23 protein-coding genes, 1 pseudogene and 1 riboswitch are annotated in these 23,863 nt (G+C 38.3%); of the genes and pseudogenes, 6 read left to right on the forward strand and 18 right to left on the reverse strand.

Annotated elements, in window-relative coordinates; all coding sequences use genetic code 11:
* Nucleotides 1–114: pseudogene (locus EPJ89_RS07535) on the forward strand (IS30 family transposase); the annotation flags it as partial.
* A gap of 34 nt (nucleotides 115–148) precedes the next feature.
* Here EPJ89_RS07535 and EPJ89_RS07540 read toward each other — a convergent pair.
* From EPJ89_RS07540 to deoD, 8 genes are all read right to left on the reverse strand, one after another.
* Nucleotides 149–724, reverse strand: coding sequence for a phosphoribosyltransferase family protein (locus EPJ89_RS07540; protein WP_125163696.1), 576 nt, complete (start codon nucleotides 722–724; stop codon nucleotides 149–151).
* Nucleotides 725–757: 33 nt separating this feature from the next.
* Nucleotides 758–2,134, reverse strand: coding sequence for a solute carrier family 23 protein (locus tag EPJ89_RS07545; RefSeq protein ID WP_200549404.1), 1,377 nt, complete (start codon nucleotides 2,132–2,134; stop codon nucleotides 758–760).
* A gap of 80 nt (nucleotides 2,135–2,214) precedes the next feature.
* Nucleotides 2,215–2,316: riboswitch (purine riboswitch) on the reverse strand.
* A gap of 174 nt (nucleotides 2,317–2,490) precedes the next feature.
* A complete protein-coding gene (eno, locus tag EPJ89_RS07550; protein ID WP_161637560.1) occupies nucleotides 2,491–3,786 on the reverse strand; it encodes a phosphopyruvate hydratase in 1,296 nt (431 codons plus the stop codon).
* Nucleotides 3,787–3,836: 50 nt separating this feature from the next.
* Nucleotides 3,837–4,580 carry a triose-phosphate isomerase gene (tpiA, locus tag EPJ89_RS07555; protein WP_125163698.1) on the reverse strand — a complete coding sequence of 248 codons (744 nt, stop codon included), beginning with the start codon at nucleotides 4,578–4,580 and terminating at the stop codon, nucleotides 3,837–3,839.
* Between the two features lie 3 nt (nucleotides 4,581–4,583).
* A complete protein-coding gene (locus EPJ89_RS07560) occupies nucleotides 4,584–5,783 on the reverse strand; it encodes a phosphoglycerate kinase (protein WP_161637562.1) in 1,200 nt (399 codons plus the stop codon).
* 222 nt (nucleotides 5,784–6,005) lie between these two features.
* Nucleotides 6,006–6,197: a heavy-metal-associated domain-containing protein gene (locus EPJ89_RS07565; RefSeq protein ID WP_125163700.1), complete on the reverse strand. Its 192-nt coding sequence runs from the start codon at nucleotides 6,195–6,197 to the stop codon at nucleotides 6,006–6,008.
* A 16-nt stretch (nucleotides 6,198–6,213) separates the two neighbouring features.
* Nucleotides 6,214–8,670: a heavy metal translocating P-type ATPase gene (locus EPJ89_RS07570; protein ID WP_200549406.1), complete on the reverse strand. Its 2,457-nt coding sequence runs from the start codon at nucleotides 8,668–8,670 to the stop codon at nucleotides 6,214–6,216.
* Between the two features lie 131 nt (nucleotides 8,671–8,801).
* Nucleotides 8,802–9,521: a purine-nucleoside phosphorylase gene (deoD, locus tag EPJ89_RS07575; protein WP_013853271.1), complete on the reverse strand. Its 720-nt coding sequence runs from the start codon at nucleotides 9,519–9,521 to the stop codon at nucleotides 8,802–8,804.
* A gap of 216 nt (nucleotides 9,522–9,737) precedes the next feature.
* Between deoD and EPJ89_RS07580 the strand changes: the two genes are divergently transcribed.
* A complete protein-coding gene (locus EPJ89_RS07580; RefSeq protein ID WP_200549408.1) occupies nucleotides 9,738–10,466 on the forward strand; it encodes a TetR/AcrR family transcriptional regulator in 729 nt (242 codons plus the stop codon).
* Between the two features lie 21 nt (nucleotides 10,467–10,487).
* Here the strand turns inward: EPJ89_RS07580 and dcuC are convergent, their stop codons facing one another.
* From dcuC to EPJ89_RS07605, 5 genes are all read right to left on the reverse strand, one after another.
* Nucleotides 10,488–11,867 (reverse strand): C4-dicarboxylate transporter DcuC, encoded by a 1,380-nt coding sequence (dcuC, locus tag EPJ89_RS07585; protein WP_161637408.1) that lies wholly within the window; start codon nucleotides 11,865–11,867, stop codon nucleotides 10,488–10,490.
* 20 nt (nucleotides 11,868–11,887) lie between these two features.
* Nucleotides 11,888–12,817 carry a ribonucleoside hydrolase RihC gene (gene rihC, locus EPJ89_RS07590; RefSeq protein ID WP_161637409.1) on the reverse strand — a complete coding sequence of 310 codons (930 nt, stop codon included), beginning with the start codon at nucleotides 12,815–12,817 and terminating at the stop codon, nucleotides 11,888–11,890.
* Nucleotides 12,810–13,736, reverse strand: coding sequence for a ribokinase (locus EPJ89_RS07595; protein ID WP_125163704.1), 927 nt, complete (start codon nucleotides 13,734–13,736; stop codon nucleotides 12,810–12,812). Before EPJ89_RS07595 ends, rihC begins: the two co-directional genes overlap by 8 nt.
* The gene (locus tag EPJ89_RS07600) at nucleotides 13,726–14,151 is read right to left on the reverse strand and encodes a GNAT family N-acetyltransferase (RefSeq protein ID WP_161637410.1); all 426 of its coding nucleotides are present in this window, start codon (nucleotides 14,149–14,151) and stop codon (nucleotides 13,726–13,728) included. The genes EPJ89_RS07595 and EPJ89_RS07600 overlap by 11 nt, the downstream gene beginning before the upstream one ends.
* A gap of 119 nt (nucleotides 14,152–14,270) precedes the next feature.
* The gene (locus EPJ89_RS07605; RefSeq protein ID WP_161637411.1) at nucleotides 14,271–15,260 is read right to left on the reverse strand and encodes a LacI family DNA-binding transcriptional regulator; all 990 of its coding nucleotides are present in this window, start codon (nucleotides 15,258–15,260) and stop codon (nucleotides 14,271–14,273) included.
* A gap of 194 nt (nucleotides 15,261–15,454) precedes the next feature.
* On the opposite strand from EPJ89_RS07605, the gene EPJ89_RS07610 reads away from it, so the two are divergent.
* Entirely contained in the window at nucleotides 15,455–15,811 is a 357-nt protein-coding gene (locus EPJ89_RS07610; protein ID WP_003774883.1) for a carboxymuconolactone decarboxylase family protein, read from the forward strand.
* Between the two features lie 76 nt (nucleotides 15,812–15,887).
* On the opposite strand, the gene adhE is transcribed toward EPJ89_RS07610, so the two are convergent.
* From adhE to EPJ89_RS07630, 4 genes are all read right to left on the reverse strand, one after another.
* Nucleotides 15,888–18,527 (reverse strand): bifunctional acetaldehyde-CoA/alcohol dehydrogenase, encoded by a 2,640-nt coding sequence (gene adhE, locus EPJ89_RS07615; protein WP_200549410.1) that lies wholly within the window; start codon nucleotides 18,525–18,527, stop codon nucleotides 15,888–15,890.
* Between the two features lie 164 nt (nucleotides 18,528–18,691).
* Nucleotides 18,692–19,075: a hypothetical protein gene (locus EPJ89_RS07620; RefSeq protein WP_125163707.1), complete on the reverse strand. Its 384-nt coding sequence runs from the start codon at nucleotides 19,073–19,075 to the stop codon at nucleotides 18,692–18,694.
* Nucleotides 19,072–19,917 (reverse strand): aldose 1-epimerase family protein, encoded by an 846-nt coding sequence (locus tag EPJ89_RS07625; RefSeq protein WP_125163708.1) that lies wholly within the window; start codon nucleotides 19,915–19,917, stop codon nucleotides 19,072–19,074. The genes EPJ89_RS07620 and EPJ89_RS07625 overlap by 4 nt, the downstream gene beginning before the upstream one ends.
* 114 nt (nucleotides 19,918–20,031) lie before the next feature.
* Nucleotides 20,032–20,439, reverse strand: a complete 408-nt coding sequence (locus tag EPJ89_RS07630; RefSeq protein WP_125163709.1) for an OsmC family protein — start codon at nucleotides 20,437–20,439, stop codon at nucleotides 20,032–20,034.
* 179 nt (nucleotides 20,440–20,618) lie between these two features.
* Between EPJ89_RS07630 and EPJ89_RS07635 the strand changes: the two genes are divergently transcribed.
* The 3 genes from EPJ89_RS07635 to EPJ89_RS07645 are packed head-to-tail and all read left to right on the forward strand — an operon-like array spanning nucleotide 20,619 to nucleotide 22,807.
* Nucleotides 20,619–21,350, forward strand: a complete 732-nt coding sequence (locus EPJ89_RS07635) for a methionine ABC transporter ATP-binding protein (RefSeq protein ID WP_342622102.1) — start codon at nucleotides 20,619–20,621, stop codon at nucleotides 21,348–21,350.
* A complete protein-coding gene (locus tag EPJ89_RS07640) occupies nucleotides 21,347–22,009 on the forward strand; it encodes a methionine ABC transporter permease (protein ID WP_161637414.1) in 663 nt (220 codons plus the stop codon). The genes EPJ89_RS07635 and EPJ89_RS07640 overlap by 4 nt, the downstream gene beginning before the upstream one ends.
* Nucleotides 22,010–22,018: 9 nt before the next feature.
* The gene (locus EPJ89_RS07645) at nucleotides 22,019–22,807 is read left to right on the forward strand and encodes a MetQ/NlpA family ABC transporter substrate-binding protein (RefSeq protein WP_161637415.1); all 789 of its coding nucleotides are present in this window, start codon (nucleotides 22,019–22,021) and stop codon (nucleotides 22,805–22,807) included.
* Nucleotides 22,808–22,853: 46 nt separating this feature from the next.
* Here the strand turns inward: EPJ89_RS07645 and asnA are convergent, their stop codons facing one another.
* A complete protein-coding gene (gene asnA, locus EPJ89_RS07650; protein WP_161637416.1) occupies nucleotides 22,854–23,858 on the reverse strand; it encodes an aspartate--ammonia ligase in 1,005 nt (334 codons plus the stop codon).
* Nucleotides 23,859–23,863 lie beyond the last annotated feature (5 nt).

Raw genomic sequence — 23,863 nt, forward strand, 5'->3', positions numbered from 1 at the left:
TATCTTGATGATATTTGCTTCAAAATTAACTCAATGCCGCGAAAAATATTTGACTTCAAAACGGCCTATGAGATAGACTTTAATAAAAGTAAAAGTGGTGCGGTTGAGATTTGATAAAAGAAAAACAACGTTGATTAACGTTGTTTTTTTATGATTTAAAGGTAATCTTCCCTGAATCCACATCGATGGATTCGATTTGTGCTTGACAATATAGGTCGTGTCCTTCATCTACGAGCATTTGATAACCCGGTTGAAAATTCTTTGAAATACAAATACCGGTTGCGACAAGCGATGCATCCGCTTGGCTTAGAAGTTTATCTACATTATGAACAACGCTTCCTTTCGCAAGGAAATCATCGAGAAGAATAACACGTTTTCCTTCAATAAGATGTTTCGGTACGGTTAAGTGATAACCGTTTTTCTTTGTGAATGAAAAACATGATTGTTGGATAAACTTAGGGTCATCTTTTTCAGTTAAACTTTTTTTGATAATGATTAGCGGTTTGTTTGCATACAACGCTGCGAAAACACTGGGAGCAATTCCTGATGTCTCAACTGTTACAAACAAATCAAAGTCATAATCTGCATAGAAATCTGCGAAGTCTTTTCCTAAAGCTTCCATAACTTTAGGATCTACTTGAGCATTCAAAAATGAGCTCACATCCACAATTTCTTCAGATTTAACTTTACCTTTTTCTTGTATTATTTCTTCGAGTAATTTCATGGGTACCTTCTTTCAATTTTACTTAGTATTATACTACAACGTACAAATATATGCTATTGAAATCAGGGTAATAAAGTGCATAATCTTAGGAAGCTCTTTACCACGTCCCGCAAAAACCATACACATTTCATAGGAAATAAATCCTAAAGTTAACCCTAAAGCAATTGATCCCGTTAGAGGCATCATCACGATTGTTAAGAAGGCAGGTATAATGTTTTCAAATCCTGAGTGCCATTCGATATTTGTAATGTTTTGCATCATAAAGATCCCAATCACAACCATAGCTGGTGTTGTGACAGCTGGCGTTACAAGCGATAATAAAGGATAGAAGAACATGGATAACAAGAAGAGCACTGCCGTAACAGCTGCCATAAGTCCTGTTCGTCCACCATTAATAATTCCCGATACTGATTCAATATACGTTGAAAGATTTGATGTTCCAAAAAGTGAACCTACAAATGTTCCAAGGGCATCGGCCATATAAATACGATTGTTGTTTTCAAATTCTTCTTGTGGAATATGTGGAATTTGTGATGCCGCAGCGGATAATGTTGTTGCAGTTCCAAAGAAGTCTAAGAATAAGAACGTTAAAACTACAATAATCGCTTGTGGATTCAATAAGTTCGGTAATTCTTTCACCGCTACAAACATGGTTTCATGAACCATTGTTTGAATTGGTTCTATAGGGAACACTATAGGGCTTCCTGCTGGCAATTGCGGTAACGTCGCAACTACATCTGGTGCCATTGATAATACGCCCATATTTACCCCTAAACGCATCAACAAGCCACAAACCGCTGCACCAACCATACCGAGAAATACAGCATATTGATTGCCACGAACCAAGAAAAACGCAGCCGTAATAATCCCTACAAATGCAATAATAACATTTGGATTATCAAAACCACCAAAAGTAATAAACATACCTGGATCGGGTACAATAATCCCTGAGTTTTTAAAACTTACAAAAGCAATAAAAATACCGAGGCCCACCGTTCCTGCTTGCTTAATGGTTAGTGGAATCGATTTAATAATCTTCGATCGAACGCCTGAAGCAGCAAGAATAATGAATAAAATTGATGATGCAAGCACCGAAGCCAAAGCTGTTTGCCATGAAATCCCCATTTGCATGACAACACTAAAAGCAAAGAACGCATTCATCGACATACACGGTGCAAGGCCTAGTGGAAACTTCGCATAAAGTCCCATAATTAACATTGCAATTGCCGAGGAAATAATGGTTGCAATAAAGACCGCATCCTTCGGCATTCCTGCTTGCCCTAAAATAATTGGATTAACGAAAATAACGTATGACATTGAAAGAAATGCCGTTAACCCTCCCGCAAATTCACGTTTGATTGTCGAACCTGCTTCTTCAATCCCAAAATACTTATTGAGAATATTTTTCACGTAATGTCCTCCTCTTCCTCAATATATAAAAAAACTGCCATTATATGTGGCAGAAAGAGACGTGAAAATATCCTATCATGAAGATAAGGCTCTTTTGCCATAGTTTACATCTTTACGGGATGTAAGTAGAAACTTCCGGACCCTATTACCAGAAATATATGGAGTTTTTTCATACCTTAAGACTACCATGGTCCGGTGCAACATGCAAGCCTTGATAACTGCTATTGATTGTCTAAAAGTTATTGAAAACGATATCAAATCTTCATTATGAGATTATTGTGTAGCATCTTATCGTTTGGGATGATTCTGTCGCATAAAAAAACTCACTCTTTCGAGTGAGTTTGATCAACGTTTAATTATTTTTTGATGTTGAAGAATGTGTTAGCACCTGAATATTTAGCTGCTGAACCTAATTCATCTTCGATACGGATTAATTGGTTATATTTAGCTAAACGGTCTGTACGTGACATTGATCCAGTTTTGATTTGACCTGCGTTAAATGCTACTGCAATATCAGCGATTGTTGCATCTTCTGTTTCTCCTGAACGGTGTGAAACTACTGATGTATATCCTGCACGTTTTGCCATTTCCATAGCGTCAAATGTTTCTGTTAAAGTACCGATTTGGTTAACTTTAATAAGGATTGAGTTTGCGATTCCTTTTTCGATACCTTCTGCAAGAATTGCAGGGTTTGTAACGAATAAGTCATCACCAACGATTTGGCAACGGTCACCAATACGATCTGTTAGACGTTTCCATCCATCCCAGTCGCGTTCTCCTAAACCGTCTTCGATTGATACGATTGGGTATTTGTTTAAGAATCCTTCGTACATATCGATCATTTGATCCGATGTTAATTCTTCGCCACCTGATTTACTTAATACATAAACACCTTTTTCTACATCGTAGAATTCTGAAGCAGCAACGTCCATTGCAAGAACGATATCTTCACCTGGTACGAAACCAGCGCGTTTGATTGCTTCAACAATGACTTCTAAAGGTTCTTCGTTTGATGCTAAGTTTGGAGCGAAACCACCTTCGTCCCCAACAGCTGTAACATGACCTTTTTCTTTTAATACTGATTTCAATGCGTGGAATGTTTCAGCACCCATACGGATTGCTTCTTTAACTGATTTTGCACTGATTGGCATAATCATAAATTCTTGGAAATCAACTGATGAGTCAGCGTGTGAACCACCATTGATAACGTTCATCATTGGAACAGGTAATTCTTTTCCGTTGAATCCACCTAAGTATTTGTAAAGTGGCATATCATAGAAATCAGCTGCAGCAATAGCACAAGCCATTGAAACACCTAAGATTGCGTTTGCACCGAATTTTGATTTATCGGATGTACCGTCTAATTCGATCATTGCTTGGTCAATTAAGTTTTGTTGTGTTACATCAAAGCCAATTAATTCTTCAGCAATAATATCGTTAACGTTAGCAACAGCTTTTAATACACCTTTACCGCCGAAACGTGATTTATCACCATCACGAAGTTCTAACGCTTCGCGTTCACCAGTTGAAGCACCTGATGGTACCATTGCGCGTCCGAATGCGCCTGATTCTGTCGTTACTTCTACTTCAATTGTTGGGTTACCGCGTGAGTCCATGACTTCGCGTGCATAAATATCAATAATACTTGGCATGTTATATCCTCCTGAGCCTCTATTTATTCTTTTATTAACTTGTTAATAAATTATTTAATTGCATCGATGATTGCTTTGAATGAATCCACTTGAAGTGAAGCTCCACCAATTAATGCACCATCAATGTCTTCTTGTGACATGTATTCCTCAATGTTTTCAGGTTTAACGGATCCACCGTATTGAATACGAACTTTATCTGCAACTTCTGCTCCAAATAAGTTTTTAACTTCGTCACGAACTAAAGCACATGTGTTTTGAGCAATCTCAACTGTTGCGCTCTTACCAGTTCCAATTGCCCAAACAGGTTCGTATGCGATCACGATGTTTTGAACATCGTCTGCATTTAAACCACTTAAGCAACCCGCAACTTGTTTACGAACAACTTTTTCTGTTTTATCTGCTTCAAATTCAAATAATGTTTCCCCAACACAAACGATTGGAGTCATACCATTTTCGATTAATACAGCTGCTTTTTTATTAATGTCTTCATCTGTTTCGTTGAAGTATTGACGACGTTCTGAGTGTCCGATAACAACCCATTTTGTGCCAATTTCTTTTAACATTTCAACTGAGATTTCACCTGTATAAGCACCGTTTGCTGCCCAGTGAACATTTTCAGCTGCAATATGTAAGTTTTTAGCATTTGCAATGGATGCTTGGAGTGCTGTGAAAGGCACTGCCACACCAAAGTCTGCTTTATCTGTAACAAAAGCATCAACACCTTGAACGAATTCAGTTGCTTCTGCAATCGTCTTATTCATTTTCCAGTTACCAAAGATAATCGGTTTTCTCATGTTTTATTTATCCTGAATTGCTGCAATACCTGGCAATTCTTTTCCTTCCATAAATTCTAAACTTGCTCCCCCACCGGTTGAGATGTGAGTAATTTTGTCTTTGAATCCTAATTGAATTGCTGCCGCTGCGGAATCTCCACCACCGATAACACTCAATACATCAGGAAGTTCTGTAATTGCTTTACAGATTGACAATGTTCCTTGAGCAAATGCGTCAAATTCAAACACACCCATTGGACCATTCCAAACAACAGTTTTCGCACCCTGTAATTCTTTTTCGAATAATTCGATTGTCTTAGGACCAATGTCAAGTCCCATCATATCTGCAGGAATTTCATTTGAAGGCACAACAACTGGTGTTGCATCTGGTGCAAATTCCTTAGCAACCACAGTATCAACTGGCAATACTAATTTATCGCCTGCTTTTTCCATAATTGCTTTCGCTACATCAATACGGTCCATTTCAACAAGTGAAGTTCCGATTTCGTAACCTTTTGCTTTGTAGAATGTATAAGCCATTCCACCACCAACAATAACTTTGTCAGCTACGTCTAATAAGTTTTCAATAACATTAATTTTGTCACTTACCTTAGCACCACCTAAAATCGCTACGAATGGTCTTTTTGGTGAATAGATTGCTTCTGTTAAGAACTTAACTTCTTTCTCAACAAGGAATCCAAGTGCTGAAGGAAGATGTTGTGCAATCCCTACTGTTGAAGCATGTGCACGGTGAACAGATCCAAATGCATCTGTTACGAATAAGTCTCCCAAACTTGCCCAGTATTGTGATAAGTTGTCGTCGCATTTGCTTTCGCCAACTTCATAACGTGTGTTTTGCATTAACACGATGTCGCCATCAGCCATAGCTGCAACAGCATCTTCTAACGCACTACCACGTGTAACTGGAACAAACTTAACATTTGTTTCAGGCATTAATTCTTGTAGTCTTACTGCAACAGGTGCCATATCATTTTTAGCTTTGTCTGCTTCAGTTTTTTCTGAATCCTTATGATTTACTTTCCCCAAGTGTGACATAAGAATAACTTTTGCATTGTTTTCTACCAAATATTTGATTGTTGGAAGTGCACCATTGATACGGTTATCGTCTGTAATAACGCCATCTTTTAATGGAACGTTAAAGTCAACACGTACAATGACTTTCTTACCAGCAACATCCAAATCACTGACAGTTCTTTTTGTCATAATTGCCTCCTTATTTACCTTTCCCATTATAACAAATACAAATGGGTTTCTCAATGAAATCATGCACAGTAGTTTACGCTTTCACACATGAAAACGGTTTAAAACCAATATTTTCACACTTATATGTTTGTTGCTTGTGCAAATCTGTCTTTGCTTCATATAGTTATTCCAATTTAATCCTACTAAATTGCTCTATTTTCACGTGAAAATAAGAAAAACAGGCTATTTTACAGAATAGCCTGCTGATTGAATTGCTTGTTTTGCTGCATGGACGGTATCGTTTGATCCTTCAACCGTTACGGATTTATTGACCAAACTGATCGTATAATCCACACGTGTGTTATCCAATTCTTCTGAAATACGTTTAACGCATCCCTCACACTTCATATTATCGACAAAAATTATATGCTTCATAGTTACCGCCTTTCTCTTATATTTTAATCTTAAAGCGACGTAAACGCAATGCATTTGAAACAACACTTACGGAACTTAGAGCCATTGCGGCACCGGCGATCATTGGATCAAGAAGTGGACCTTGGAATAAGACTTTAAAAACACCCGCCGCAAAAGGGATCCCCACGACATTATACGCAAATGCCCAGAATAAATTTTGTTTTATATTACGCATGGTTGCTTTACTGAGGGCTAATGCATTCACAACATCTTTCAAGTTATCTTTCATCAGCACAATTTTCGCGGATTCAATCGCTACATCCGTTCCAGTACCGACTGCAATCCCAACATCGGCTTGAACCAAAGCGACCGCATCATTAATCCCATCTCCTACCATTAAGACGTTTTTACCGTTACGTTGAAGTTCTTTTATTTTGGCTGCCTTTTCTTCAGGCATCACTTCTGCTAACACATGGTTGATGCCAATTTGATGGGCAATTGCGTGTGCTGTATCACGATGATCACCGGTAAGCATAATGACATCATAGTTCATATCTTGTAATGCTTTTACGGTTTCAATTGATTCAGTTTTAACAGTATCCGCAACTCCAACAATCCCCATTAATGCTGTTTGATCTGAAACATACATCGCCGTTTTACCTTCTTGAGATAAACGTTTCACATCTGCTTCATAACGATCTGTAGAGATATTTAACGAAGCCATCAACGCTTCATTTCCAATTGCAATGGATTTTCCACCAACACTTCCTTGAAGACCTTTTCCTGAGATTGATTTAAATGAATCAATGGCTAAGAATTCTAGATTTTGCTTTTCTAACTCTGAAACAAGCGCGTGTGCTAAGGGATGTTCTGAAGCATTTTCAAGTGAACCAACAATACTTAAGAATTCATTTTCAGGCAAGTTCGTGATGATATCCGTCACGACAGGTTTCCCATGTGTTAAGGTTCCTGTTTTATCGAAAACAACGGTATCAATATGAGCCGCAGCCTCTAATGCTTCCGCTGACTTAATAAAAATTCCATTTTGTGCACCCACTCCGGTTCCGACCATAATGGCCGTTGGCGTTGCAAGTCCAAGTGCACACGGACAAGCAATAACGAGTACCGTTACGAAAATGGTGAGAGCACGTTCTAGATCTTTGGTAGCGATAAACCATAAAATTCCAGAAATAAGCGCAATGACCATTACCACAGGAACAAACACACCCGCTACTTTATCCGCTACTTTAGAGATGGGTGCCTTTTCGTTTTGCGCATCTTCAACCAAACGAATAATTTGGGCAAGTTTTGTATTTTGATCATCAACGGTCACTTCGATGACAAGACGACCATTAAGATTCATGGTCCCCATCACAACATCATCATTTCGCGTTTTATCAACCGGAATACTTTCTCCAGTCAACATCGACTCATCGACCGCACTTTCGCCTTCTAAAATTCGTCCATCCATTGGAATGGATGTACCCGGTTTTACCAGCAGACGATCCCCAATTCGGATTTCATCCGCATCAATCTCCACAACACCATCCTCACGAATCAAAAGTGCCGTTTCTGGTTTAAGGTTTAATAATGCTTTAATGGCACTGGTGGTCTTCGCTTTACTGCGAGACTCCATGGTTTTTCCCAGACGAATCAACGCTAAAATTACCGCAGCAGACTCAAAGTAGAGATGATGTACGAAATTCGCTTCGCCATTTAAAATTTTGAAGAATCCGTAGAAACTGTAAAGCATTGCACTACCGGTTCCAATCGCTACTAAAGAATCCATATTAGGATGTCCTTTAAATAATGTTTTAAAGCCTCTTCTAAAGTAATCACGATTTAACCAAACAATAGGGATGGTAATAACAATTTGGAAGAGCGCATTGTTTAATGCATTAAGATTTGGATCGATAAAGGATGGTAATGGGAGTTTATAGGTAAACATTTGACCCATCGTAATATAGAGCATGGCAGCCGCTAAGATTAAACTAAAGTAAAGCGCACGATTCTCATTTTGATTTTGGTGTTTTTGAGAATCCGTGGATATCGCTTCAACTTCATCCAAACGGCTTGCGCCATAGCCTTGATTTTCAATGGCTTGTATCATATCCACCAGTTTTAGTTTATGAGGGTCATAAGTCACACGTGCACGTTCAGTCATTAAATTAACACTAGCGGACATAACGCCTTCTAAGTGTTGGAGTACACCTTCCACATTCGCAACACAAGATGCACAGGTCATATCAGTAAGTTTGAGATCGACTGTTTTTTCTAGAATTGGATTGGGGATTTCAAGGCCATATCCCTGATCTTCAACCGCTTGGTTTAAATCAGCTTCAGGAATTGTGTTTTGTGACGTAATAACGGCTTGATTGGTAAGGAGATTAACCTCCACATGTTCAACCCCCTCAACACCTTGTAATGCTTTTTCAACTTGGCTTTGACAGGATGCACACATCATCCCTGTTACGTTATAGGTTTTTTTATTCATGATTTTCGTCCTCTTTTATCGTTTACATTTGTAGTTTATCATGGTATTTCTGCGATATCAAGTGGGATGACTACAAATGTAGTTTGATTAGGAATAAAAAAACTCACCGATTATCGATGAGTTTTATTTTTTTAGAATTTTAAAGAAATTGCTGCATCCAACGCAATCTTCATCATATTTGTGAATGAGAGTTGACGTTCCTCTGCTGAAGTCACTTCTTGAGTTACAAATGAATCTGAAATTGTTAGAAGACATGCTGCATGTTTGTTTAATTTCTTAGCATTTGCAAACAGTGCAAATGATTCCATCTCAACACATGTAACACCATGATTCTTTGCAAGTTCTTGCCATGTAACGCCCGAGTCACGATAGAAAACATCACTTGAATGAATACGTCCTTCTTGCATTGGAATTTCTAATTTTTGAGCTGAAGCGCGTAATTGATCATTTAACATCTTACTTGGTTCAAGAACATCTTCTTCATATCCAAATCCAACTTTCGCAAATGAAGATTCACTGTATGCACTGTCTGAAAGAATTACATCATAAACATCAAGTCCTTCAACATACGATCCTGCTGAACCAATACGAATAATTGCTTCAACATCAAATTGTGAATAAAGTTCATAAGAATAAATTCCAATACTTGGTTGTCCCATTCCTGAACCCATTACTGATACTTCAACGCCTTCATAGGTTCCTGTATATCCAAACATATTACGAACATCGTTAAATTGTTTCACATCTTTCAAAAATGTTTCCGCAATAAACTTTGCACGAAGTGGATCTCCAGGCATTAATACAACCTTAGCGATTTGCCCTTTTTCAGCATTAATATGTGGTGTAGCCATAAATATAAATTCCTCCCATTAATTTATTCAATTATAACATAGCCTTCCAAGAGATTCATTACCTTTGGTGTAAAGAACGAAAATGCCAAGAATTCACCAACTTAGCTCTAAATTCCCTAAATATCGATAAACATGATGAAAAAGCACCAAAAAAACCGTAAACCCACTGTGATTTATTTCTATATGTTATATAATTCACATAGTAAGGAGGTTGTCATGACAATGAGCCATAAAAAACTAAAAAAACAACGAACCATGCTCTATTTTATGCAGGCAGCCAAAGAAATTGTGAATACGGAAGGCATGCAAGCAATCACCATCCGAAAAGTCGCAGACATTGCCGGTTACAACAGCGCTACCCTCTATAATTATTTTGAAAATCTTGATCAACTTATTGCTTTCGCCATGATCCATACCATCACCGATTACCTCAGTGATCTTGAAACCATTATCAACTTAGACCACAATGCACTTGATAAGTATTTATTAATGTGGCGTTGTTATTCCGATTGGTCTTTTAAAGATCCGGAAATCTATACCTACGTATTTGATTCTGAGAAATCTGATGAAATTTTAAGTCATATGGATGCTTACAACGCAACGTTTCCAATGCATAAAACCAAACCCGCAAAACACATCAGTGATCTTGTTTTAGGGCAAGGAATGAAACGGCGTAACCAACTTTCAATAGACCCTTGTGTCGAGGCGGGATATTTTAAAGCCGATGATGTTTCAACGATCGTGAATTTTGCCTATATTATGCATCAAGGGATTATCCGTCGTATTCTCAAAGGATCTTATACAAACGATAAAGATCATGTTGAAGAATTTCTTAATTATTTTATATCCTTTCTTCGAGGGTACGATCAAACACAAAGTCTAACAGCTGATACAGTCACCAAAATCTTAGCCTTTGATATCCATAAAAAAACACATCAACCCTAATCGGTGATGTGTTTTTTGCTTTTAGAATATAATCATTGAAAGTACAAACATAAAGACCGTACCAACAATCATTGGAACCGATGTACGTTTCACAATATCAAACGGTTCTTCTTTTGTAGTTCCTGCAACAATCATTACCACGGCAGATACCGGTGAAACAGCACGTAGTAAGTTTCCTGCAAGCCCCATTGGCACAGTCACCGCAAATGGACTAATGCCCGCTGCTGCTGCAAGAGGAACCATAAGCGGTACCATTGCATAGAAGAGTGCCATTCCACTACCACTCAAGAGGACAATCAGTGCTGTAAAGAGTACAAGAATCAGTGGTAAGACAAAGCCTGAAGCTTGAGTTGTTTGCATTACCGTTTGAAGTTGGGTAATTAGACCAATCGCTTTAAGACCATTCACAAAGGTTGAAGCAGCAACAAGTAAGACAACAATCCCCATTGCATTTCCCATCCCTTTAAAGAAGGATTCTGTAGCTGTTAAGACTTTATTTCCATCACGATGACGTATCAGTTCGCACGCAATCGCAATGATAAAGGACATCATCGATACCACTTCAACAGATAAGTTCAAGGTTGATCCTGTGATTGCATTAATTGCAAAGACAACAAGTAAAATTAAGATTGGTAACAAGGGAAGCAATGTGTAGACAAATTTATAAAGCCCACTGCCTTCAATTTGCTTGGGTGCTTCTACATTCAGAACAACCTTTTCTTCACCACTTGCTACAAGTTTTTTATCACAGTATTTTTGCCAGAATGTATGTGCGAGTGCCATCACAAGAAGTGTTGGTACGGAAACAATTGCATGATGTTGGAAGACATAGTCTGCAACAGGCATTCCAAGTTCCGCAGCAATCGCAACGTTATCTGCACCTAATGGTGTAGGCATAACCGTTGCCGTTGTCGCAATAATTGCGGCTGCAGTTAATGTTGACATCCCTGATTCTTTTAAAACTGGATACAAGGTTGCAAGCAAAATAATGGATAAATTGGATGCACTTGGAATTACAAGGGATAACAAGTTCCCGAGTAAGAATACAATTGGAACCAAAACGTATGCTGATTTTATGCCTTTGAGGGGTTTTGTAAGTGTATTAACCGTTACCTCATTTGCACCAATCGCATTCATATAAGCCGTATAACCACCCAATACAAGAATCACAAACCCAGAACTTGGGAGTGTTTTCTTAAATTGATCGATAATCGCAAGAAGTGGATCAACTAAGATATGAACCGGTTCTTCAATAACCGCATTCCCCATCATAATTGCTACCATCATGAGTAAAATACCAACACCAAACAACGTAATCTTAATATCGAGTTTTTTAAGAAGCATGACAACTACGATTGCGACTGCAATCAAGCCTGCTCCATACATAACAAATGGACTCATAACCTTCATTCTCCTTTATATTAGTTTTTCGTTTGACACTTTTGAATTGATTCGAGGAACCATGTTTTAAATAGATCCGCATCGATATCAGTCGTAACTTTCGCATTTGCGGGCTGACCACAATATCCTTTTAGGTCTACCACGGTAGCCCCTGATGTATATTCCCCTTGGGTCTCAATACCTACAAATGTCTCCACCACTTCAAACATTTCTGGTTTAAGTAAGTATGCAATCGCACAACTGTCATACATCTTTAAACCAACCTTAAAGCTTCCACCGCGATAGGTTTTAAATAAGTGATAAAACATATTTCCAACAGGATTCATGTCCTTAATCAATGCAGAATCTTCCGGATAAACAAGGGCTTTAAGACCTACATCAAGACCTGCCATCACAATATTTAGACCACTTTCAAAAACAATCTTCGCAGCTTCTGGGTCTACTTTAATATTAAATTCAGAATAGACACCCGCATTACCACGTCCGACACTACCACCCATTAATACCACTTCATCAATGCGTTCAATGACTTCCGGATATTCTCGAATTAATAAAGCAATATTGGTTAGTGGACCAATTGGAACAAGTGTAATTTTCTCCGCACTGTTCATAATGACCTCATACATTGCCTCTACCGCATTTTTATCGAGAAGCAAACTTCGATCTTCCTCAGGGAAATCATAACCATCCATCCCCGTTTTACCGTGTACACCACTGGCATCAATCGGTTCTCTTAGTAAGGGACGGGATGCACCCATGGCCACTGGAATTTTTTTACCGTAGAAGGGCAACAGCTTTAAGGTGTTTTTCGTAACCTTCTCAATACTTACATTTCCTGCAACCGTTGTAATCAACTGAACATCCAGTTCTTCTGAAAATAAAGCGATTGCCAGTGCCACGGCATCATCAATGCCTGGATCTGTATCAATGATAATTTTTCGTTTACTCATCATTTCCTCCTTGGTTCATAAAATCTGTTAATGCTTCAAGTGTGGGAAGTGCTTCTTGAGCACCCTGTTTTGTACATGCAAGGGCACCTGCAGCACTTGCATAGGTTAATGCTTTTTGAAGATTCCATTGCTTACTAAGACCGTATAAGAACGTTCCAATATAAGCATCGCCTGCTCCCGTTGTATCTACTACATCTACTGCATAAGATGGAATGATATCAACGTGATCTTTAGAAATACAGATACTTCCCGAGCCACCTAAGGTAAAGACAACCGTTTTAACACCTCGTTCACATAAGGTTGTGGCCGCACGCTTACAATCCTCAAGATCATGAGGGAAGATCTCTGTCAAAATTTCACTCTCTGATTGATTTACCACAAGATAATCTATTAATGGATAAAAATCTTCATTCATCACTACCGCAGGGGCTGGATTCACCACCGTTGTCATTCCCAAGGTTTTTGCTTGTTTGAGACCTTCATATACGGCATAGAGTGGAACTTCAAATTGAGTTAAAAAGAAATCCTGGTTAGATCCCTGTAGGGCTTCATGAATGCGTGGAACACTAATATTCGCATTCGCACCTTGGTTTATAATTATGCGATTATCGTGATCTGTTTTTAAAATCATCGCAACCCCGGTATGTTCATCATCACTGAGAAGAACATGATTTGTATTAACCCCAAAATTATTTAAAGCATTTAAGGCAAGTTGACCATGATAATCCCGTCCAACACTTCCAATGAGAAATGTAGGGGCGCCCAGATTGGCACATGCCGCTGCTTGATTACCACCCTTACCCCCAATTGCTTCAAAATAATCATATCCAGCAATCGTTTCACCCTGTTGAGGGACACGATTCGCGGAAATCATCAAATCCGCATTAATACTTCCAAGTACATAGATCTTACTGCTCATAAAATAACACCATCCCACTTCCTAGTTCTTCAGTCGGTCTTGTGATAAAACCATACTGAGCATAAAACGCTTCAACACCTGGCGTCGCCATGAGACCTACATAAGCACCTTGACAGGCAACCCGTGCAAGATACTTAAAGATTGATTGCATCAGTAAATCGCCACAGCCTTGATGTTGATATTGCGGATGTACGATGACATCCTTGAGAAAGAACACAATCCTTCCATCACCGACCAGTCGGGCAATGGCAACCGCTTGGTCACCATCAAACACCACAACATCGTATAAATCATGATCAAGCGCCATCTGAATATCCTCTAAGGCATATGCTTTAAAGTTACAGACTGAATGCATCGCTTGATAAAGCTCCGGAGTAAGCACGTTCTCTTTAATTTCAAATGCTTGTTTCTTCATGATTAAGCGCTTAACCTCCTTGTGATTCTAGTTTACACCGCTTTGTAACCGCTGTCAATAGTTTTAGATTAAGCGTTTAACCTAAAACTCAAAAAAAACATGAATCCGATGATTCATGCTTATTGAACAAGTTCCGGTTTTAACACAGTATCGACTTGATAGCTTTGATCTTCTATTTGTTTAAGCAGCTGTTTGCATGCATGCATCGCTAAAACGGAAAGATCTTGAGAAACAGAAGTTAACGGAATCCCAAACATCTCTGATTGTTTTAAATTATCATACCCCACAACTTTAAGGGTTTTCTGAGTCAGTCCAGCTTCATCCATCGCCTTAAGCAATCCGTAAGCCATGAGATCATTACATGCAAAGACCCCATCGATGTCTTTACGTGCTACGACATCCTTTCCAAAAACATACCCTGTCTCATACCGGTAATCCCCTTCATAACGGTTTTTCTTTGAAATCGAATATCCGGATTCTTTTAAGGCACGAAGATGACCCTCATAACGTTGACGCCCACCATAGGTAAGTAAAGAACCGGTAAAACATGCAATGTGTTTACAACCCTGTTCAATAAGGTATTGTGTCGCCAGATACCCACCATATTCATTATCGTAAGAAACTTGATTTGTTTGAATGTTTTCAAAAATGCGGTCTACCAACACAAAAGGAACCCCAATCGAATCCAACTCCTGCTGTACATCCGCATTCACACGGTATGCATCCAAAGCAGGACAGAGAATTAACCCATCAACTTGCCGATCTTTAAGTTCTTTAATAAGCGTGCGATCATTTTCAACATGATCATCACTGTTGACCATAAAAACGAGATATCCCTCTTTACGTAATAAATCTTCAACATGTTTAGAAAATGATGAAAAATAGGGGTTTTCAATATCTGGAATAATTAAGCCGATTGTTTGCGTTTTATTCGTAGAAAGACTGCGAGCAACATAATTTGGTCGATAATTTAACTCTTCCGCAATCCGTTTAATCTCTGATTTCTTAGCTTCTGAAATTCGTGAGGGCGCGTCATTTAATACTAAAGAAACGGATGCTTCTGAAACATGCGCTAACTTCGCAATATCTTTAAGTCTAACTTTTTTCATACTCCCCCTCCATTCTTACTACTATTGTAACTGATATTTTATTCATGTGAAGAACCTTTTACACAATCAGTCTTAGATTGTTTTATTTTTCATAAGTATATCAAATATCTGCAATTCAAAAAAAGTATGGATAAAACAATTGAAGATATTTCTTTTTGTGTTAGCATGGACATATACATACAGGAGGAACGATCATGGCACAATATGATGTTAGAGAAATGTATAAAGCTTTTACAGGTGGTTTAACTGAATTATCACGTACACAACGCGAAGGTGTTGGTGCGTTTATGAATCTTTTAGGAAAAAGTTATGCTCCTGGAGCATTAGATCCTAAAACGAAAGAATTAATCAGTGTTGGGATTGCGGTGTATAACCGTTGCGAATACTGCATTGTTTACCATACACATGAAGCATTAAAACATGGTGCAACACGTCCAGAAATTGAAGAAGCTGCACTTGTTTCTGTTGCATTTGGTGGTGGTCCAAGCATGGCTTATACGGTAACACTCCTTAAAGAAAGCCTTGATGAATTCGAGAAAGATTTTAAATAATTATAGAAAAGCCCACATCTGCTGATGTGGGCTTTTTCTTTGCACCGGTAGAGCGATGCTTTTTTAAATCGTTAAATTATTTTTTTGTTTTTGTAGGAATTTTTCCTGCAGGATAGTAAGCATGTTCAATAATTTCCTTCATATCCTTAACAAGTGGAAGACGTGGGTTACATGGTGAACATTGGTCTTCGTATGCAAGATAAGCAATGGTTTCTGTTTCAGCCATAAATGCTTTTTCATTAACACCTTGTTCTTGGAAACTCATCTTAATACCACAACGAACGGCTAAGTCATGACATGCTTGCGCATAACTTTCAACACCTTCTTCGGTTGTGCTTGCAGGTAAGCCAAGGATACGTGCTAATTCAGCATAACGTTCATGGGCACGGTATACATTGTATTTTGGCCATAATGAAGGTTTTTCTGGATGTGTACCATTATAACGTACAACATAAGGTAAGAGAATTGCATTAATTCGTCCGTGAGGCATTTCGTGGAATTTACCACCAATTTTATGTGCTAATGAGTGACTCATACCTAAGAATGCATTCGCAAATGCCATCCCTGCAAGGGTTGAAGCATTATGCATTTTTTCACGCGCATCTAAGTCGTTTTTTCCGTTATGAACTGCACGTTCAAGGTTTTCAAAGACCATTTTAATGGCTTGAATTGCAAGACCATCTGTATAGTCATTTGCGAAGTTTGAAACATATGCTTCTGTAGCATGTGTTAATACATCAAGACCTGTATCTGCAGTTACGGATGCAGGAAGGTTTGTTGTGAAGATTGGGTCAACAATCGCAACAGTTGGAACAAGTGAGTAGTCCGCAAGTGGGTATTTCTTATTTGCATCTGTATCGGTGATAACTGCAAATGGTGTAACTTCACTACCGGTACCGGAAGTTGTTGGGATACATACAAGTTGTGCTTTTTCACCCAAGTCTGGGTAACGGAATGCACGTTTACGGATATCCACAAATTTTTGTTTAAGATCGTTAAAGTCTACATCTGGATGTTCATAGAAGATCCACATACCTTTAGCGGCATCCATTGGTGAACCACCACCTAAAGCAATAATTGTATCCGGTTGGAATGATTTCATCATTTCATAGCCACGTTTAACAGTGTTTAATGATGGATCTGGCTCAACATCGCAGAATAATTGAATTTGAACTTTGTTACGACGTTTATTAAGTTGTTCAACAATTAAGTTGTAGTAACCTAAATCAACCATAGCACGGTCTGTTACAACGAATACACGTTCAACATCACGCATTGATTTTAAATATTGAATTGAGTTTCTTTCGAAATAAATTTTTGATGGTACTTTGAACCATTGCATATTGTTATTACGTCTCCCAATCTTTTTAATATTCAAGAGGTGAACTGCACTTACGTTATCGCCTACTGAATTATGTCCGTATGAACCACAACCAAGTGTTAATGAAGGAATAAAGTCATTATAGATGTTACCAATTCCTCCAAAGGTTGATGGTGAGTTCCAGATAATACGAATTGCAGGAACAGTTTCTCCAAATTTTTCGGAAAGTTCTTTTGATTTTGTATGGATTGCTGCTGAGTGACCCAATCCATCAAATTCAACCATTTGACGTGCTAAGCTGATTCCTTCATCGCTGTCTTTTGATTTTAAGACTGCAAGAACTGGTGATAATTTTTCACGTGTTAGAACTTCGTTAGGTCCTACTTCTTTACATTCTGCGGCTAAGATTACTGTATTTGAAGGCACTTTAATCCCTGCTTGTTCAGCAATCCATGTTGCATCTTTCCCTACAACATTTGGATTTAATTTTGCTTCAAGAACATTTGCATCGCCACTTGAAACTCCGAACATAAATTTCTCAACTTTTTTCTTATCTGTAGCTGAGAGGAAGTGCATACCGTATTTTTTGAATTTTTCAATGGCTTCATCATAAACGTCTACGTCAATAATCACAGCTTGCTCTGAAGCACAGATCATTCCGTTATCAAATGATTTTGATAGGGCAATATCGTTAACAGCTTGGGCAACATCTGCCGATTTTTCAATATATGCAGGAACGTTTCCGGCACCAACACCAAGTGCAGGTTTACCGCATGAGTAAGCAGCACGAACCATTGCATTACCACCGGTTGCAAGAATTGTCGCAACACCGTCGTGGTTCATCAGCTCATCTGTTTTTTCTTTTGATCCACGTTCAATCCATTGAACACAGTGTTCGGGAGCCCCTGCAGCAACTGCAGCTTCATAAACAACTTTCGCAGCCGCAATACTACATTTTTGTGCAGATGGGTGGAATGAGAAAATAATTGGATTTCTTGTTTTAAGTGAGATTAATGATTTGAAAATTGCAGTTGATGTTGGGTTTGTAACGGGTGTAATTCCACAAATAACCCCTACTGGATCAGCAATTTCGGTAATCCCTGTGATGTCATCATCACTGATAACACCAACTGTTTTAAGGTGACGCATATGGTTAATAACATGTTCACATGCAAATAAGTTTTTCGTTGCTTTGTCTTCAAAACAGCCTCGTCCTGTTTCTTCAACAGCAAGTTGCGCTAAAACACCGTGTTGATCGAGTGCAGCAACACTTGCTTTCGCAACGATATAATCGACTTGTTCTTGATTTAAATCCATAAAACCTTTTAATGCTTTTTGAGCATTCGAAACGAGTTCATTGACTTCGTTGTCCAATTCTACTTTTTTAGTTGTCATGGTATGTGACCTCCCTTGTTATTTCTTTCACATACATATTGTATGTTGGATCAAAGGCTGACTCAAACAAATCAACGTAAAAAAGCGAAAATAAAAACTAAATTCGTGATGATGAAACAAGTTAAGCGTTTTCATTGTGAAAACTATCACGAATTTAGTAAGTTTTATGATTTTGCGTCAAATTTTGTTTTACAGTTTGGACACGTAATCTCAATTTTTCCTTTTCGTCGCGGAACACGAAGTCGGGTTTCGCACGTCTTGCATGTGAAATATTTATACTTCGGCCATGACTTAATGCGATTCCATTTCGCGTTTCCTTTACTTAAAAATGTAAGATACGCTTGATTCTCTTGATATCGTTTTTGAATCTTACGCGAGAAGGTACGGTAATAGACATAAACTAAAAGTAACAACCAAACCCCTTGCAACCAAACTTGTCGGGTAAAAATCCCAACAATCGCCACAACCACACCTAAATAAAGAAGATGTTGATTCAGTTTATCCGTTCCATAACGGCCCTGCATCATTTGAATAAATTTTTGCTTCATTGAAACGTCACCGTATATTGATGCACAATGTCATCACCTTTCTGAAGACGCTTAATTCCAAGCTTTTCACGAATATCAGGGTATCCACCGTATTCATCCGCAATACCTACCCAAGGCTCAATACATACAAAAGGTGCCATTACACCTTCCTTACAAGGACGCCATAACGCTAAGTAGTCAAAGCCTTCGTAAGCTACCGTAACGGATTCTTGGGTGTTCTTGTTTATTAATGTCACTTCTGAAGTATGATCATAGATTAAGGTTGTATCCTTGAAGTTTGCTTCATTCACCTCAAGTCGATCTAATTGAACGGGAGCCTTTCCATCAATAAAGCCTTCTTTGAGTCCGTATTGATGAACGTTTTCAGTTTGTTCAAAGACAAACTCATAATCACCTTCATCATCAAGTAGAAAAGCAGGATGTGCTCCAATGGCATAAAACATTTCGTTCTCATCTTTATTAAAGATATGCCACGTTACAGTGATCCGTTTTCCATCTAATTTATATGCAATTTGTACTTTGTGTTTATATGGATATACTTCCAACAGTGCATCATTACTGTGAAACTCAAATACAAATTCATTTTCAGTATGACGTACAACTTCAAATTCTTGGTCTCTTAAAAAACCATGTTGCGATAATTGATAGTCTTGACCATCGATTGTATATTTTCCATTAAATACTTTTCCTACAATGGGGAAAAGGACTGGAGAAACACGTCCCCAAAATGCAGCATCACCGTTCCACATTAATTCTTTTTGCGTCTCTTTATTTAATGCGCGACGAAGCTCTGCACCTTTACAATCAAATTCTAAAAGTAACGATTCATTTTCTAATTTCATCCTTATGCCACCTCATTTTACGTTTTGATTATATCATGTCTTTATGCAAACAATGCTTCATTCCACAAATTTACATTAAATAACATAATACAAAAAAGCAGTCCTTTCGACTGCTTAGTATGCTTCCACAAATACATCAACATGTTCGTTGCCATGAATCAGTTTTGATACAGGGCATCGTTCATGGGCTTGACGTACAAGACGTTCACTTTCTTCTAAGGAAATCCCCTCTACGGCCAAATATGCATAGGCACTGAAGTAATATCCTACTCCATTTGCCTCTTTATGGAGGTCTACCTCAACACGCACTCTTGAATTATGTTCGAGTTTTCGTGCTTTTAAGAGTGCTTGACTTGTGGCATTAAGGCATGTTGCCCACGACATTGCAAGAAGTTGTTCTGGATTCGAACCTTCTTGAGGATCTAAAGGCGGTGTCATTGTAAGTGCTAGACCGTCTTCAATTCGAGTTTGATTTGGCACAGTTGTTTCATTGATTGCCGTTGTTTTATAAATCGATGTCATGTTTATCATTCTCCTTTTTTTATTATTATACATGAGTCTGTATTTATGAACCTTCAGAACGCTCATTTTGTTAGTAAAATCACGTTATTTTATTGTTTTTTTATGAGTATATCAGGTGAAAATCAGGTATAAAGCCACTATAATAACGGTGGGTTAATGAGCTGGGAGGTTTTATTATTATTGAGTTTAAAAATGTTTCTAAACATTATCAAGGTAAAAACAAAACATTCAAGGCACTCGACAACGTTTCATTTGAAATCAAACAATCTGAAATTTTCGGAATTATTGGTGAAAGCGGTGCCGGTAAGTCAACTGCGCTGCGTTTAATCAATGGATTAGAACAGCCCGACGATGGTGTCGTTTACGTTGATGGCACCGATTTAAAATCACTCTCAAGTAACGCAATGCGTTCACTTCGTAAAGAGATTGGCGTCGTTTTCCAAAATTTCAATTTATTGGGGAATCGTACTGTGTTTGATAACATTGCCTTGCCACTAAGACTTGCAAAGAATAAAGATTGTAATGTGGTGTCTGAAGCGCTTTGCTTTGTACACCTCGAATCAAAGATCCACCACTATCCTGCACAACTTAGTGGTGGAGAGCGTCAACGTGTTGCCATTGCACGTGCATTGATTACCAAACCGAAGATTTTAATTTGTGATGAACCATCATCTGCTTTAGATCCTCATACTACCAAAGAAATTCTTGAGGTTTTAAAACAGATTAATCAACAATTCGGCACAACGATTGTGATTGTTACTCATGAATTAGAAGTTGCGAAGATGTTGTGTGATCGGGTTGCGATTTTGGATAATGGAACGCTTCATGAAGTGATTTCAGTAAATCGTCACGATGAAGACAATCCAACACCCTCTTACGCAATCCATGCAAAGGACTATTTATTACAATGATATCGATATACGCTGAATTTCATGCTGAGTTGCTTAAAGCACTGAGCGAAACCTTTATTCTTTTAGGATTTTCAATTCTATCTGCACTTTTAATTGGATTACCACTGGGCACACTTATCTACCTTACCCGAAAAGACGGGTATTACGAAAATCGATTTGTTTCATTTTTCTTAAATGGATATGTGGATGTGGTGCGTTCGTTTCCGTTTTTATTATTTATTGTGTTTATGATTCCGGTGACTCGATTCTTAATTGGGACTTCACTTGGAACTTATGCAGCCTCAGTACCCATGAGTTTTGTTGCAGCGGCATTGTATGCTCGATTTGTTGAACAAGCACTCCTCGAGGTTCCTCAAGGAATTATTGATAGTGCCCTCTCACTTGGAGCAACACCGTTTCAACTTGTTTTTAAATTTCTGTTTGTTGAAGCACGATCAGGACTTGTCCTCGGACTTACATCTTCCATTATTAGTTATGTAAATTACTCGACGGTAATGGGAGTTGTTGGTGGCGGCGGAATCGGGGACTTCGCAATGCGATATGGTTATCAACGATTTGAGTGGCAAATCATGTATGCAACCATTCTCATTATGATTGTTCTTGTACTGATGATTCAATTCACAGGAAATAGAATCGCTAAACGAATTGATAAGCGATAAGGAGAAAAGATGATTAAAAAAAGACTTGTATTACTCACAGCAATGCTCATGCTTACCGCATGCGGCGCCAAAAAAAATCCAGATGACATGAAGTTAAAGGTTGCATCACATATGATGCCAATGACCGATGTTGTCGAAATTGCTAAAGAGGAATTGAAAAAAGACGGTTATGAACTTGAACTTGTATCCGTTTCAGACAATACCCAAGCTAATACTGCTCTTAATAATAAAGAAATCGATGCCAACTTCTTCCAACATGTTCCCTTTATGGAAATGTTCAACAAGAGTCAAAGTGGTAACCTTGTAGGCATTCAACCAATCTATGATGCAATTGTAGGTTTCTACTCAAAAGATCTTAAGGACATTAAAGATCTTAAAGATGACGCAAAAATCGCAATTCCAAATGATGCAGTCAACCAAGCTCGTGCCCTTCTAATCTTGCAAGATGCTGGACTCATCACATTAAAAGATGGTGTTAAATATGATGCAACGATTAAAGACGTAACAGATCATAAAAACTATCAGTTTATTGAAGTTGATCTCTTAACTTTAAATCAAGCATATGAAGAAGTCGATCTCGTATTCAACTATCCTACTTATATTAAACAAGTTGGACTCACACCAAGTGATGCGCTAATTTTAGAAAAATCAGATGGACATTATGCAATTTCATTAGTAGCACGTGAAGATAATAAAGATGATGCGAAAATTCAAGCACTAAAAAAAGCCATGACAAGTGATGCTGTTCGTAAATTCTTAACAGAAGAACACAGCGCAACACTCTCACCAGCTTTCTAAACACGAAAAAACCTCTCGATATCCATTGAGAGGTTTTTTTATTTACTTATAAGAGTTCTATTTTTCCTTTACATGTGTCTAAAGTCTCATCATCCCAAAGACTTACTTGAACTTCACCAATATGTGCATTTCCCAATAACAGCATACACATACGGCTCTGACCAATACCACCACCAATTGTTAGTGGAAGTTCATCGTCTACGATCATCTTATGGAAATCATATTTTAAGCGATCTTCTTGATTTGCCTCTTTAAGTTGATACAACATCGCTTCGCGATCGACACGAATTCCCATGCTGGATAGTTCAAGTGCAATCCCAAGCGGTTCATGCCAGAACAACAAATCTCCGTTTAAAGACCAATCATCATAGTCCGGAGCGCGGTTATCATGCGGTTTTCCACTCTTGAGTTTATCACCAATTTGAATGATAAACGTTGTATGATGTTCCTTAACATATGCGTTTTCTCGTTCTTTAGAGCTCAAGTTTGGATACAAATCTTCCAATTCTTGACTTGTAATAAATGATACATTTGAATCAATCATGACATCCACATCTTGATACTTCGTATGTAAACGACTTGAAGTTTCCACGATCGCATTCACAATGCTTTGAACCGTTTCTTTTAGATAATCTATCGTACGTTGTTCACGTGAAATCACACGTTCCCAATCCCACTGGTCCACATAAATTGAGTGAATGTTATCCAACGCTTCATCACGGCGAATTGCATTCATATCCGTATAAAGACCGTTTCCTTCTCTAAAATCATATTGATGTAACGCCATGCGTTTCCATTTTGCCAAGGAGTGTACTACTTCACCCTCTGCATCCAGTGAGGGAACGTCAAAACGAACCGGACGCTCCACACCATTTAAGTCATCATTTAAACCCGAATTTCGTGCCACGAACAAAGGCGCAGAAACCCGTTTTAATTTTAAACTTCCTGTGAGCGCCTCTTCGAAGCAACGCTTAATAAATCCAATCGCAGTTTGAGTGTCATAAACACCAAGTCTGGACTGATATCCTTCTGGTACAATAGTTTTTTTCATATAAA

The sequence above is a fragment of the Erysipelothrix sp. strain 2 (EsS2-6-Brazil) genome (assembly GCF_016617625.1).
In the GTDB taxonomy this organism is placed as follows: Bacteria; Bacillota_I; Bacilli_A; order Erysipelotrichales; family Erysipelotrichaceae; genus Erysipelothrix; species Erysipelothrix piscisicarius.